This window comes from Sinorhizobium saheli (assembly GCF_001651875.1).
GTDB classification, from domain to species: domain Bacteria; phylum Pseudomonadota; class Alphaproteobacteria; order Rhizobiales; family Rhizobiaceae; genus Sinorhizobium; species Sinorhizobium saheli.
Window position 1 is genome coordinate 21,832 of the sequence record NZ_LNQB01000102.1, and the last position, 13,173, is coordinate 35,004.

At 62.7% G+C, this 13,173-nt stretch carries 16 protein-coding genes, 1 tRNA gene and 1 pseudogene; 7 read left to right on the top strand and 11 right to left on the bottom strand.

Annotation, left to right across the window (positions count from 1 at the left end; translation table 11 throughout):
* Window positions 1-202: 202 nt before the first annotated feature.
* Window positions 203-1,636, bottom strand: coding sequence for a terminase large subunit domain-containing protein (locus ATB98_RS26370; RefSeq protein WP_066879861.1), 1,434 nt, complete (start codon window positions 1,634-1,636; stop codon window positions 203-205).
* A 146-nt stretch (window positions 1,637-1,782) separates the two neighbouring features.
* On the opposite strand from ATB98_RS26370, the gene ATB98_RS26375 reads away from it, so the two are divergent.
* Window positions 1,783-2,124 (top strand): GFA family protein, encoded by a 342-nt coding sequence (locus tag ATB98_RS26375; RefSeq protein ID WP_066879229.1) that lies wholly within the window; start codon window positions 1,783-1,785, stop codon window positions 2,122-2,124.
* Between the two features lie 32 nt (window positions 2,125-2,156).
* On the opposite strand, the gene ATB98_RS26380 is transcribed toward ATB98_RS26375, so the two are convergent.
* Window positions 2,157-2,312, bottom strand: coding sequence for a DUF3309 family protein (locus ATB98_RS26380; protein WP_066879232.1), 156 nt, complete (start codon window positions 2,310-2,312; stop codon window positions 2,157-2,159).
* Window positions 2,313-2,625: 313 nt separating this feature from the next.
* On the opposite strand from ATB98_RS26380, the gene ATB98_RS26385 reads away from it, so the two are divergent.
* Window positions 2,626-3,027 (top strand): hypothetical protein, encoded by a 402-nt coding sequence (locus ATB98_RS26385; protein WP_066879235.1) that lies wholly within the window; start codon window positions 2,626-2,628, stop codon window positions 3,025-3,027.
* A 51-nt stretch (window positions 3,028-3,078) separates the two neighbouring features.
* On the opposite strand, the gene ATB98_RS26390 is transcribed toward ATB98_RS26385, so the two are convergent.
* Complete coding sequence (locus ATB98_RS26390; protein WP_407695302.1) at window positions 3,079-3,462, bottom strand: hypothetical protein; 384 nt, start codon at window positions 3,460-3,462, stop codon at window positions 3,079-3,081.
* Window positions 3,463-4,596: 1,134 nt separating this feature from the next.
* Between ATB98_RS26390 and ATB98_RS26395 the strand changes: the two genes are divergently transcribed.
* Entirely contained in the window at window positions 4,597-4,800 is a 204-nt protein-coding gene (locus ATB98_RS26395; RefSeq protein WP_066879238.1) for a hypothetical protein, read from the top strand.
* 175 nt (window positions 4,801-4,975) lie between these two features.
* Complete coding sequence (locus ATB98_RS26400) at window positions 4,976-5,167, top strand: hypothetical protein (protein WP_066879241.1); 192 nt, start codon at window positions 4,976-4,978, stop codon at window positions 5,165-5,167.
* A gap of 63 nt (window positions 5,168-5,230) precedes the next feature.
* Here the strand turns inward: ATB98_RS26400 and ATB98_RS26405 are convergent, their stop codons facing one another.
* From ATB98_RS26405 to ATB98_RS26415, 3 genes and pseudogenes are all read right to left on the bottom strand, one after another.
* Window positions 5,231-5,641, bottom strand: coding sequence for a BA14K family protein (locus ATB98_RS26405; RefSeq protein ID WP_084435822.1), 411 nt, complete (start codon window positions 5,639-5,641; stop codon window positions 5,231-5,233).
* Window positions 5,642-5,818: 177 nt separating this feature from the next.
* Window positions 5,819-6,438: pseudogene (locus tag ATB98_RS26410) on the bottom strand (hypothetical protein).
* A gap of 205 nt (window positions 6,439-6,643) precedes the next feature.
* Window positions 6,644-7,174 carry a helix-turn-helix domain-containing protein gene (locus ATB98_RS26415; protein WP_066879873.1) on the bottom strand — a complete coding sequence of 177 codons (531 nt, stop codon included), beginning with the start codon at window positions 7,172-7,174 and terminating at the stop codon, window positions 6,644-6,646.
* 132 nt (window positions 7,175-7,306) lie between these two features.
* Here ATB98_RS26415 and ATB98_RS26420 point away from each other — a divergent pair, with 132 nt between their 5' ends.
* From ATB98_RS26420 to ATB98_RS26430, 3 genes are all read left to right on the top strand, one after another.
* Window positions 7,307-7,996, top strand: coding sequence for a S24 family peptidase (locus ATB98_RS26420; protein WP_066879244.1), 690 nt, complete (start codon window positions 7,307-7,309; stop codon window positions 7,994-7,996).
* A gap of 383 nt (window positions 7,997-8,379) precedes the next feature.
* A complete protein-coding gene (locus ATB98_RS26425) occupies window positions 8,380-8,709 on the top strand; it encodes a hypothetical protein (RefSeq protein ID WP_066879247.1) in 330 nt (109 codons plus the stop codon).
* Window positions 8,709-8,978 (top strand): hypothetical protein, encoded by a 270-nt coding sequence (locus ATB98_RS26430; RefSeq protein WP_066879250.1) that lies wholly within the window; start codon window positions 8,709-8,711, stop codon window positions 8,976-8,978. Before ATB98_RS26425 ends, ATB98_RS26430 begins: the two co-directional genes overlap by 1 nt.
* 100 nt (window positions 8,979-9,078) lie before the next feature.
* Here ATB98_RS26430 and ATB98_RS26435 read toward each other — a convergent pair.
* The 5 genes from ATB98_RS26435 to ATB98_RS26455 form a co-directional block, all read right to left on the bottom strand.
* A tRNA-Lys gene (locus tag ATB98_RS26435) sits at window positions 9,079-9,154 on the bottom strand.
* Between the two features lie 165 nt (window positions 9,155-9,319).
* Complete coding sequence (locus ATB98_RS26440; RefSeq protein ID WP_066879253.1) at window positions 9,320-10,237, bottom strand: PhzF family phenazine biosynthesis protein; 918 nt, start codon at window positions 10,235-10,237, stop codon at window positions 9,320-9,322.
* Window positions 10,238-10,587: 350 nt separating this feature from the next.
* Window positions 10,588-11,319: an NUDIX hydrolase gene (locus ATB98_RS26445; protein ID WP_066879256.1), complete on the bottom strand. Its 732-nt coding sequence runs from the start codon at window positions 11,317-11,319 to the stop codon at window positions 10,588-10,590.
* A 2-nt stretch (window positions 11,320-11,321) separates the two neighbouring features.
* A complete protein-coding gene (locus tag ATB98_RS26450; protein WP_066879260.1) occupies window positions 11,322-12,428 on the bottom strand; it encodes an endonuclease/exonuclease/phosphatase family protein in 1,107 nt (368 codons plus the stop codon).
* Between the two features lie 204 nt (window positions 12,429-12,632).
* The gene (locus ATB98_RS26455; protein ID WP_066879876.1) at window positions 12,633-13,076 is read right to left on the bottom strand and encodes an NlpC/P60 family protein; all 444 of its coding nucleotides are present in this window, start codon (window positions 13,074-13,076) and stop codon (window positions 12,633-12,635) included.
* Window positions 13,077-13,173 lie beyond the last annotated feature (97 nt).

Consider the following 13,173-nt stretch of genomic DNA (forward strand, 5'->3'; position numbering starts at 1 on the left):
GCGAGGTTGGGCCTGCCGGGCCCGTTTACACAAACTTCGGCTCAAATAATTACGAACACGCAAGGAACGCTTCACGAACGAAGTATGGACTTCTACTACCTATGGGTTACGCCGCTCCACCGCGCAGAGAGTAATGTCTCACCCTACCCAGGCGGCGGCGATCGACCGCCAGAAAAGACCAAGAGCCGGGCGAAGCACCACTTCAAACCACCTTCCGGTCCGTGAACTTCCACGCCGCCGCATCGGCTTTCCCCCGCGCAAACCGCTTCATCATCAGCGCATAGCGCGAAGCGGAGATCAGGTCGTCCCGTTCCTTGACGATCCTGCCGTCCTTGCGATGGTAGAGGCGGAATTCCTCGAACCATTCGGCGCAGGTGGAAAACACCTTCCAGCGTCCGGTCTGCATTCGTTGCAGCATGTCGGAAAGCCCGGCCTCGACGCCGTTGGTGCCGTCGTCGAAGGTGGCACGTTCGGGGAGCAGCGCCAGGCCCTGCGTGCGGTACTGGGCGGCAAGCTGCTCGCCGCTGCCCTTGTCGTGCTGCAGGCCGTCGTGCGGCCAGGCAAAGGGCAACGAAGCGCCCCAGGACCGCAAGGCGGCCGCATGGATGATCGGCGTCGCCTCCCGTTCCCGGTAGATCTTCGTCACGTAGAAGACGTCGGCATCCCGGTCCCAGGCGCAGCCCGCCGCGGCGAAAGGGTGGTCCCAGCCGAAGTCGAGGCCCCCGATCTGCACCCAATGCTTCGGGATTGCGAAAGGATCGATGCGGATCGCCTCCTCCGTCACCGGGAAGACGCGGCCGGACCCGAGCGCCGGCACGCCCTTGGTACGCGCCTCGCGCTCATGTGCGGGGTAGGAGTCGATGATCTTCCGCCGCTCCTCCGGCGTGTAGTGCTCGGCATCCTCGATCGTCATGGTGATGACCGCGCGGTCCGGCGATTCTTCCATCAGGTAGCGGGCCACGACGTTGCTCAGGCCCTTGAGCGGCGTGAAGGTGACGGCGACCGCGCCGCGCGTCGCATTCGTGCGGGTGATTCCCTCGAAATAGACGTCTTCCGGCGGCTCCTCGTCGAACCAGACATAGTCCACGGTATTCGCCTGCCACTTGCCGCGCCCCTGCTCATAAGCCTTGAAAAGCAATGTGGATGCGCCGCCGGAGACGTGCCGCACCGTCACGCTGTCAAGGGCGCCGGACGCGCCGGAGCGTCGTGTCGTGGCAAGGATCGCCGCCTTGGGGATGAAGCCGGTGCCCCAATCCTCCGCGTTGAGCGGCGGGCCGATGAGCAATCTCTGCACCCCGTCGCGGGTCAGTTCGTAGGATTCGGAACCGGCGAGCATCACGATCGGCTTGTCGAAGCGCCGGCCGCGCCACCAGTCCGGATAGCGCCCGGTCAAGTGCATCGCCGCTTCCGCAGCCCCCGCCAGCGTCTTGCCGAGCTGGTTGCCGGCCATGAACAGCCTCTCGCGCACCGTGGCGCCGGCCGCATGGAAATCCTTCTGCCTGGCATAGGGCTGGTAGCCGGCAAGAAGGTTCGTCCGTTGCCGCCGGTCGAGTTCCGCCATGAGCAGCACCTGCTCCCGGAGCATGGCGGAGAGGCCGGGGGCCTGGAGGTCTCGCGCATCGCCCGAATTGTCCATCGCGTTGCGTTTTCCCGTAAAATGCAAGTCGTTTTCGAGCATAAGCCTCCGTCTTCGCTGGACGTTGATCGAACAAGGTCGATAATGGCCTCATGCCTGTAGCCTGCCGGCTGAGCGCCGGCAGTCGCCGATCGGGAGGCACTACAATGCTTGAAGGCCATTGCCATTGCAGGGCGGTTCACATCACCGTCCCCGTGCGCCCCGAGACGCTCGGCGATTGCAATTGCTCGCTCTGCAGCCGGGTCGGCGCACTGTGGGGCTACTATCGCATCGAAGAAGTTACGGTCAGTGACCCCGAGAGAAAGCTTGTCGGCTATGTTCAGGGAGACAGGACGCTGACCATGCATCATTGCAGCGTCTGCGGCTGCACCACGCATTGGTCGCCGATCGGGCGCAAATCATCGCGCATGGGCGTCAACATGCGCGTCTTCGATCGCTCGGTTTGGGAGGAAATCCCCCACCGTCTGATCGATGGCGCAAGCTGGTGATCACGCCGGTCGGCGGCCGACCGGCGCCGCCTTCATATCCTGCCCATCAACAACAGAACCAAGAGCACCACCAGCAGGACCCCGAGAATCCCCGAAGGGCCGTAGCCCCAGTTCGCCGAATACGGCCAGGCCGGAATGGCACCGACCAAGAGCAGGATCAAAATAATGAGAAGGACGGTACCAAGCATATCGCGATCCTCCGCGGCATAATTCTTCTTCCAGGACAAAGCATAAAGACTCAAACTACTGTGCCGACCATTAAGGCGACACAGGCAACTTAGCGTCCTCCTACCGAATGCAGAACAATCCGATAAGTTCCGTCCTCGCACGATCGGCACAACCGAGGTTTTGGCGGCTGTCGAATACCGCCTGTTGCCGAGCTTGCCTTCTTCACCCTGTAACAGTGGTAACAGCAGGCGTGCTCGAAAGGCTCTTTTATCGCCTTGTTCTCAGATTTTTGAGGGCATGCTAAAGTTCCTTCGGCAACAGGGGGAAAAACCAATGCCGCGTATTGCCAATCTTTATTTTCGGACAGCCATCATCTTTCTGATCCTGGGCATCTCGATCGGGCTTCATATGTCGATCTCCGGCAACCACGCCCCGACCGGCGCCCATGCACACGCCAATCTGCTCGGCTGGGTGACGATGGCGATCTTCGGCGTCTATCACGCACTCAATCCGAAAAAGGCTGTGAGACGCCTGGCGATGATCCAGTACGGCGTCTACACCTTCGGCGTCGCCGTGCTCATTCCGTCGCTCTATCTCCTGCTTTCGGGAAATACCGCGATGGAGCCGATCGTCGCCGTCTCGTCGCTCATCGCCTTTGCCGGCGTTCTCCTGTTCGCCGTCATCATCTTCTCGAGCGACGAGGCCGTCGCCACCGCGGCGTCTGCGGCGCGCTGACGCGCGCCCACAGCGACGCAAGGGGCCCCGCCTTACTCGGACGTGCCCCGGTCAAGCTTGAGAATCAACGCGCGCCGGCCGCCTTGATCGGCGCGTACGCGCCTTCTTTGCTTCGAGCAAGGGCCGGATCGCCGCATCCAATCCACGGATCCGCGCGATGAGTTGGTCGTCCGAAAGCTCCTCCAAGCCGCCCGCAGCGGCATTCACATCCTTGGGCAGGAGCGAGGCCACGAGCTTCAGGTAGCTCTCCGGCTTCTCCGCCCGAATCCGGGCAATAACGTCGACGCCATGCACCGCGAAGTCCGCGCGCACTGCATCGAGAAAGGCGCCGCCGAGCCAGCCGCGCCCCCTCGCCCGCCCCTCGGAAGGGCCGGGATCGACATGCGCGCCGCCGCACAAATCCGTCGCGGTACCGGGGCTTTCATCATCGAGCATCGCGCTCTCCGTTTCTCTTGTTCGTCGCACGAGGAGCACGCGTTCACGTGTATTTAACCACGACGCGCCACTCATAATTGCGCCAATATCGCGATTGAGATTGCATGGTGAACGCCATCATTGCTTGCCGTCACCGGCCGCTTCGCCGCCAGAAGGCGGACATGCGCATTATCTTTAGCGCCATCGTGATCGCCTCGACCACCTCCGCCTTCGCGGCTTAACTTGGCGAACTGCAAGGTGATCATCGTCGTCGAGGATCTCGAAAAGCCAGATCAGGTGCGTGTGAATTCAGGTCTGTGCGCGATCAGCCGAGAGTCTTCGCGCCAATCCCCGTTGCCCGCTTCCTCGACAATCCCATTGCGGCCGGCGATGCTGCCATGCTCGCGCGCAGCCGCCCGCCATTGGAGGCGTCTGCGTCAATGCGAGCTGTAGTCAACGCGTCGCCATCGTTCCCGACCGTCTGCGGATTCGGGTTGACGCGGAGGCACATCGCCGGCCGCCAACGGCGCCGCTGCGTCCGCAGACGCGCAAGGTCGCCGTAAGCCTTGAATTGAAAAAAGCAACCGCGAAAGCATGTCGCAGTCGAAGCGCTGCGGTGTAGATTTCTAACGAAGTGGCTGTCGTAGCAGCCGGCAAAAGGACAAAATTCCTATCGTTGATTTATGGAATAACGCAACCTGCCCCACCGAGGCAAGCCTCCGTCTGACGAAATGCACCCGATTTTCGTCTTACCCACGGGGAAAATTGGAACGCCCCTCCACTTGATCCCAGCCTCGACATAGAGCCGCCGGCGCCTGGATCCGGTCACAAGGCAGCCGGAGGCCGCTCGAATTTTGTTGTACAACCGAATATTACAATTTCCTTGCATAAGACATTGGCCTCTGCTTCAATTCCATCAGGCTGATGCACAAGGGTTTGGGCGTAATCTTGACTGGTAAATGCCGCGCCGGAAGCAGGCAACGGCCATACTGACAGCACACCATCGGATCGATGCCGATTGGCGTTGTCCCCGCGCGGAACATATTGATTTGAACCTTTTTTAGAACTGAAACCGAAAGCCCGCATTCCGGCGGCCTGTCGGGGAACCTGACAAGCCCTCCGCGCATTGCCTTCCTGCGAGAAGGAGAGTTATCCATGCGTAATCATTGGATCTATGTCGCCATCGGATTCGTCGCCGGCGCTGGCTTGTTTCTCACCACCGCCTGGCAGCGCACGCCACCGGCCGAAACCGCCGAGTTCGCCACCATAAAGCTTGAAAAGACGGAACGCGTGCAGGGCCCCGCCGTCCAGGCCGCTTTCGCCATGGAACGTTTCGGCCCGGCACGCTCAGTCGAATAAACGCTGGACATCAAAGGCTTCTGCAGCAGCGCGCCGCCCTCTCCCGAGCTTCGCGGAGCGCCCGGGCGCGTCTCGTCATCTCTGTTTAATCGACCGCGAGGACAAGGGCATTCCTCCTTGCCTTTCCCCCTCGAATGCGCAACTTACTCGCGCGCCGCTGTTTCGGCGTGAAACGATGATTGAGGACACCGCTGTGAACACCAAGCCCGACGCCAGCATCAGGATCGAGAAGCGGATGAACGGCCGCTGGGCCTTCGTGCTCAGCTACCGCGGCGTGACGTATCCGGCCGAGGGTCAGTTCAGCACACAGCTTCAGGCACAAGCTGCCGCGCACGTTGCCATGAAGCTCCTGCAGAAGCGGGGCTGAAGCGGAACCGCATAGCGATTGACGCCCGAACTCAAATGCTCCCGACCGGGCCCCTGCCAGCGCTCAGTTGTACGGCGAATGGCACGAGCGGCGCGGACCGTTGAAGGGTTGAAAGGTGTCGTCCGAGGGACGATACGACAGGTATCGCTCTAGGCACCAGCGCAAATGGGCGTTGGCGTCGAATTGGGCCTTCGGCCTCTGGCGCGGGCGCGCGCGGTTGGCCGCCCCAGGCAGCGGTCCGCCGACCGTCGCGCCCGGCCCTATGCTGATGTCCGGCCTCATGCCGCGATAGCGGGAGCCATAGCTCGGATAGCGCTGCTGCAGGAAATCGCGATACTGCCGCTCGATAAACAGGTTGTGGTTCGTCCCTGCGCCGCACGGGGCGACGGCGCACACCTGCGCCTCCGCCGCGCCTGCAACCGCGGTCATGAGGGCGAAGCCGATCGTTGCCGCAACCTTCACTGAGCTCACCATCTCGTTCGAAGTGCCGAGAATGGCCCAAGTGGTCCCATGGCGCCATCAGGCGGTACGCACGTTTTCGTGAGCAAGCGACGTGCACGGGATCGATTTCGGCTGTTGCCGCATCTCGCGGCTGCGCTCTTCCGGAGGGCACGTGTCTACAGCCGGCTCCGCATTGAAAGGATAAAATTCCTATCCTTGATTAAAGGAATAATCCCCTTCCCCATGTTCGCGCAAGCCCTTCTCGAACAGAAGAGCATTCAATCCCCGCTTTAGCCACAACAATTGTGGCTCCGGCATCATCCGCAATCCCTCATAGTCCATCAAGCACACGTTGAAGACCGTCGTCTTGACCTGCCGCCCTTCCTCGCAGCCGAGCAGGAGCCCTTCGAGACGCATCATTCTTTCGGCGGCCTTCTTCGCCATGCGCGCCCGCTCATCACTCTGTTCGCCCGGATGCCCCTGGACGCGGCCGATCTGTTGGGCTCTGACGCTCGGAAAGGGAACGCCGGTCAGGTGGTAATAGCGCACCATCGCCGCCGCATAGTCGTCACCTGCCTCGCGCTGCTGTTCCGTGATCCGCCCGTCGAGGAACAGGCGCCCGAGCGTATAGCCGGCAAAGGCGCTTCGGGTCTAAGTCCGTGCATGCGCTTGCGCGCCGCGAGCGCAACCGCCATCGCCTCCTTTTCGCTTTCCCGTTTCGACCATTCGGGCTTGATCTTGCCGCAGGCGAAGCGCTCGGCATTGGCCTTGCGCGGCCGACCGAGCTGGGCCTTGCGCTTCGCGCGGAGCTTCTGGGCCTTCGTCATCATGGGGAATCCTCTCTTGCTTGATGAATTTTGTGGGGGGGGCTTCGACTGCCCGCAAGGCAAGCCGCAGGGCATGCACCTACCGCATGTCTCTTTGAATCGACCTCGATTAAGGACAAAGACATGCAGCAATTCAAAGTGTTACCGGGACCTTCGCGCGTCTGAGAAGACGCGTGGCGCTGCAGAGCGGCGCCCGGTGTTTTCGGTGTCAGTTGCGATCCGGGTCGCGCGTGCCTTCGGCGCCCGGCTTGCGCACCACCTGCAGCACCGTCGTGTGATCGCGGCGAAAGATGCGGCCGATCCGCGACAGCGAGAGGTCGCTGCGCCTTTCGTAAACCGCGCGCATGCAGGCATGCCTTGGTTTCACCAGCCACCGGTCGCGACGCACGCTGATGATGTCCTCCCAAGTCACGCCCGGAAAGTTCTCAAGCACGCCCGCCACGATCTCTTCGACTGCCGGGTTGTCGCGATCGCACACGTCTTCCACCGCGTCGGCATCCCCCCTGGAGGAAAGCAACACCTGCGCCTGCGCCAGCAGCCGCGCCTCTGCGTCGGCAAGATCGAACTCCAGGGCCGCGATCCGCCGCGCTTTTGCATCGTTGTCTGAAGCAAGTTCGGCCAACTGGCCTTCGAGTTCTGCTATCAGGACGGACCGGCCTGCCGTGGCAGAACGAGCCAGTCTCTCCCTTACGGCGCCATAGTGCCGCTTCTGTCTTGCCAGTTCCGAACGCTCCGTCATCCTTTGCTCCTTCAACTCCGTCGCCGCCCCTTCGATCCGGACCGCCGCGCGGCGTCCGTGAAACACACATGACACTTCAAATGTTGCAATGTCAACATGATTTATGTTATACATGTTGCTATGGATCGTGTTATGAGCGACAGAGCTGAAAGGTTGCGCCAGGCGCGCATCAACGCGGGTTACCGCTTCGCCTCCGACGCGGCGAATGCCCTGGGCATCGTCGCCTCGACTTATCGCGCCCACGAAAACGGCCAGAACGAATACGAGATCGACGAAGCCGGGATCTACGGCCGCAAGTTCAATGTCGACCCCTACTGGCTGCTCACGGGCGAGGGCCGCCAGACGCCGGTCGATGACGTGGCGAACCGCAAAATACCGGAAGCCGACCCGCCGAATGCCGAAATCCGCAACAAGGTGATCGGTCAAGGAAAGAAGATCCCCGTCTTCGGCCAGGCCGTCGGCGGGGTTGATGGTGAATTCTTGATGAATGGCAATGTGTTGTACGAGGTCATGGCGCCACCGATTCTTTCGGATATTTCCGGCGCCTATGCGGTGTCGGTGTCCGGCGATTCCATGTCGCCGCGCTATGAGGACGGCGAGGTCTGCTTTGTCGACCCGAGGCGCACCGTCAGACGAGGCGACTACGTGATTGCCCAGATCCGCCTGGAAGAGGAAGGCCCCTTGCTCGCTTACGTAAAGAAGTTCGTGCGCCACAACACGTCCGAACTGGTGCTCGAGCAGTTCAACCCGCCCAAGGAGTTGCGCTTCGACGCCCAGACCGTGCACTCCGTCCACTATATCGCGCTCGCCGGCAACGCCTGATGGCGCGGCAGCATTGCTGCCGCCGAAGCCGCTCGCCGCAATGCGGCACAAGCACGCGCTGCACGGGGCGCGCCCAGGATCAACGCCACCCGCAGGCTTTGACCAGCGACCGCTCGGCCAGCATCCGCTCAATCCGAACGGCATCAGTCCTCGCAAATTCCTTGCCGCATCGATGAACTGCGCTTCGTTGCCGCCATGTAGAGGCCTCATCCTTGGCCGCCCTCGCGCCCCCTCTCCTGCACAGCTGACCGACAACACACATGATGTCACGACCGTTGTCGACACGAAACATGTTGACATTTAAAATGTCGAATGCGATGTTTCATCAACATTGTTAGCAAGAAGAGCGCAGGGCTTTTCACGGACGAAAGGAGAAGGCCAACATGTCCATACCCCGCATCAGATCCGACCTTCAGGGCCATGTCGGCGAACTCTTCTCGGCGGATCTCCTGCAATCGAGCGACGCCGAGAATCAGGCGGCGCTCAAGACCTTTCTGGCCTCCACCTATTCCAGTCTCGCCTCGCTCGCCTGGCATCTCGGCGGCAATGGCGATGTCTTCCAGCGCGAAGCCCGACCCGCCGCGGAGCTTGTCGGCGACGTCTTCTTCGCGCTCAACCGGGAGCGGGAGTTTTCCGGCGGCGCCAATGGCGACCAGTTGCGCCGCCTCTTCGGCACGCACAATGCCCGCCAGCAATTCGGAGGCGCGCTCTGATGCGGGCAGAAACCTACGCCGTCGTCAATCTCGCAGCACTGAACCTCATCGAGGCCGCCAGTGCCGCCTATTTTGTGACAGAAAGGGAGACTGCCGCGCGTCACGAGTTTCGCGCCCGCGAAATGCTGCGGAAGATCGCGCAGGCACTCGGCTACGAGATCACGGAAGTGGATTGGCGGGAGAAGCTGCCCGCGCACGTCTCCGCGGAAGCGCTGCCGCAACCCGCCTCCCCCAGCCTGCGCCTCGTTTCCGCCAAGTCGACCGATTGAGGACCGGATGATGACAGGAAGAGCGGCGTTCGAATGCTAGGGGTCCGGCCAGTTTCCGGATCGGACATTTGCAATGCTTTTGCCAAGCGTTTGAAGAAAATGGTGGGTGATCACGGGCTCGAACCGTGGACCCGCTGATTAAGAGTCAGCTGCTCTACCAACTGAGCTAATCACCCGTCCGGACCGCGTCGCTGCGGTCTGGTGGGGCGTATAATGGCGTTCGCCCGGCTTGTCCAGCACCCTTGCAAGAATTTTTGGGAAAAATTTCAGCTGGCGGCGGTCTGGCGGCAGATGTGCCGTCTTCAGCGGGGCCTGCCGGGTCTGGGTCGTTCGAGAGCGCGTCAGACCGCCAGCGTCCCCTCGGCAAACTTTACGGCATGGCCGCCGATACGCGCGGTGGCGATCCTGCCGTCGGCAACGTCGAGATGCAGATGAATGAAGGATGGGCGGCCCATCTCCACGCCTTGCTCGATCAGAATGGGATGATGCCCGTTCACCAGCTCGTCGAAAAGGTTGATCGCGCCGGAAAGGGCGGCGGCCGCCGAACCGGTCGCGGGATCCTCGACGAGTCCCATTTCGGGGGCGAACATGCGCGCGTGGAAGCGGGCCATGTGGTTCACGCCGCCGCGGCAGTAGAGATAGGCGCCGGCAAGCCGGCCTTCCGCGAGCGGGGCCAGTTGCTCCCAGCGCTGCGGGTCGAACTCCACCGAGGCGCAAGCGCCGACATCGTGCAGGGGCACCATCACGAAGGGCACGCCGGCGGTCCAGAACGACGGCACGTGATTCTCGAAGCCGACTTGCGTCGTCTTGAGGCTCAGGGCATCGGCGATCGCCTGCCGATCGAAATCGACGTGAAGCCTGCTCGGTTTGCGTGGCAGGTCGAATTCGGCGAAGGTCGCCTCCCCCGGCTTCAGCCGCACCGCCGAACGCACCGGCCCCACCTTTTCCTCCAGCACCTGCATGAGGTCGAGCGGCCTGCCGGAATCGCCATGAAGTGCTTCCGCGATCGCCACCGCCGCACCGACCGTCGGATGTCCGGCAAAGGGTAGCTCGGATACCGGCGTGAAAATCCGCAAGCGGGCCGAATGGGCGGCACTCCCCGGCCGCAAGACGAAAACCGTCTCGGAAAGGTTGAACTCCTGGGCGATCGCCTGCATGGTCTCGTCGCTCAGGCCGTCGGCCCCGAATACCACGGCGAGAGGATTGCCTCGGAGACGCCTGTCGGTAAAGACGTCGTAAATCGCGTAGCGTCGTGCCATGCTTCTCCCCTCACCCGGTTCGGATCGCCGCAATTCCAATGGCGCCGATCGACTCTTGTTGCACGGGCGCCAGGCGCCCGCGCTTTCTCCCCTCGCTTCCAGCCAATGTCCCGAAAACCAGATCGATTTTCCGCGCTGGACAGGCGTATTTCACTGCCGCTCGCGCTGGCCGCGGACCGCCGAGCGAGTACGGCGCCAGAACAGACCTTGCAATGCCATTGTCCCCGCGGCAAGACCAAAAGAGCCGCCGTCGGTGATCAGATATGCGTTGCTGCCCGCCTATGTGGTCGGGCGCTCGGCGGCCGCTCGATCACCAAGGTCGACCCGGCGCAGGCCATGGTGGCGGCGCCTCAACACCGCGCGAAGAGCCATTCGAGAATCGGTGGGATGAAATCCGGATAATTGTGCGCCCTCGGATCCGCCGAGCGGATCGCAACGGCCTCGTCGATCTCGGGATGCGGATCGGCGGCGACATGCGCCGCGACCCGCGCGACAATCTGGTCCGCCCGCTCCATGAGCCGGAAGACCCGGAAGACGGTGATGGTGCCGTTCATGCGGATCGCGTGCCAGCCCGGCTCCGCGACCGCGTCGGAGAGTACAAGCCCGGTCTCCTCCTTGACCTCACGCGCGATATTCCGGGCGACGTCGCAGCGCCCGTCGACGATGTCCTCCGGCTCCAGCGAGCCGCCGGGGCTGTAGACGCGTCCCGCGTTGGCGGTATGCGCGCCCATCCGGATCGCGATCATGGCGCCGTCGGCGGAAACCAGCATCGGCATGCCGAAGATGTGGTAGGCGCGCGCCGAGCGCGTCTTTCGCCACCACAGGAAGGTCGAGTATGGCACCACGTGGGCCTGCGCGGCGATGCGCCCGTCGGCGATCCGGACCGCCCGCTGCAACACCATCCGGCCGTCGAAGAGATGGGGATTGGCCGCAATCTCCTCTCGCCAGCTCTCCTGCGCTCTCTCCGCCTCCTCGATATGAAATGGATGCGGCGCCGCGGCGACCTCTATCGCTATCTCGGAAACCGGAAAGATCGTGCCCTCGGCGGGCCATTCAGCCTCATTGCTTTCAAGGAGGATCATGGTCAGATATCCAGCGTCATGACGACCGGACAATGATCGGAAGCCTTCGGACGGTCCCAGCCGGTACGCGGATAACGCTCCACCTCCTGGCCCGCGGGGAAGATCGTGCGGTAGGGCTGCCCGGCGCGGATGATCTCGGGCACCCGGGTCGCATTGCGGCGGGCAAGCGCCGGCGACAACCAGATGTAGTCTAGCTGGCAGAGATGCCGCTCTGCCGGCCCGCGGCTGTGGAAAAGGGTCCAGCGGTCGAGGACCGGGCGCCGCGACATCGGGTTTTCGACGAAGCCGTCGTGGCTGAGGATATCGAGCGCACTCGCCGCCTCCTCGCGCGGGACGAATTCATAGCCGTTGCGCCGGTCGCCGAGGATGTCCACCTTTTCCTGGTAATCGTTCATGTCACCACAGATGGCAAACATCTTGTCCGCCGTATGGCCGCGACCGAAACGGCTCTCGATGATACGGCGCACGGCTTTCGCCTCGGCGACCCGCAGGGCCATGGTCGCCTGCCGGCCGTCAAGCCCTTCGCGGGCTGGCCCCATGGACTTGAAATGGACGACATAGAGTGTCAGCGGCCGCCCACCGATCCTCAAGTCCACCTCCAGGCAGTCGCGCTTGAAGATGCGGTCGCCGGGCCGGTTCGTCACCGCCAGTTCGTCGGTGAAAAGGTCGAGATCGTCATAGGTGAGCGCCGCATGGCTCTTCACTTCCAGGCACTCGATCTTCTGGCCGTCGCGGGTCTCCTCCCGCATCAGGACGGCCACATCTATGCCGCGCGAATCGTTGCCCTCGATCAGATATTTCTGGCGATAGCCATTGCCCACCATCCGGAAAAGATAGCCGTATTCGAAGGCTTGCAGCGCCGCCATGCTGTCTGCCTCCTGCAGGCAGAGGATATCGGCATCGCAGTCGGCGATCGCCAACGCCGACATCTGCCGGGTGTCGTCCGTATGTGCGACGGTGCGCGCCTCCTCGAGCCGCTGATACTCCGCCTCGCTGCGAACGTCGAAGAGTCTCAGGACGCGATCCTGCTTGAGTTGATTGCGGAAGCCGGAAAAATCGAAGCGGCTAAGGAGATTCTCGATATTGAAGGTGGCAAGTCGAACCGACATCGGGCAAATCCAGTTGAATTGCCGCGGAGATTAGAGCGGGACGAGCAAAAGTGTAAAGCGGCAGCTCAGGTTGCCGATAACCGGACGCAGGGCGAGAGCGCGGCCCTTCGACCGGTCGCGTCCTCTTCACTGTCCCGCAGAGGGTCGCACGCCCGACCTCTCCCGGAAGCGCTCGTCCGATGCGGCTGCCCGCCGCGGCGCTCGCTATCGCCTGACGGCGACCACCTGTGCGCGGCTGAAATACGACAGCTGCACGCGGCCCGACTGGTTGCCGCCGATGAGGCTCGCCGTCGACTTCGACAATTGCGAAAGTATGCCGACGTGGTAGCTCCGGCCGGCTCTGACGACGACGACGTCGCCCGGGCGGGCATAGGAAAGCTTGACCGGCGCGCCGAACCTCAACCATGAACGGGCGATGCCGAAGCTTTTCGGCGGCTGCCGGCCAGCTCTGCGGGCGACCAGTCCCATGAAATGGCCGCACCAGGGTGTGCGGGCCGGGTTGATGCCGAGCGCGGCGCGAAGCCGCCTGTTGTTCTTGACCTCATGCAGGCCGGTATATTGCTTGGCCTGGGTCAGCATGCCGGCCGAACTTGTGTCGGGCGAAGCGAAAGCGACGACCGCCGCTGCGAGAAGCGCTGCAACTTTCATGAGTTGGGTCTCCTTGATGCGCACGCCGGACTTCATGCCGGTCATGCGCCCGCCTCTTCGTCTCCGTCCATTGCGGGAAATTCGCCCTTCCACCGTG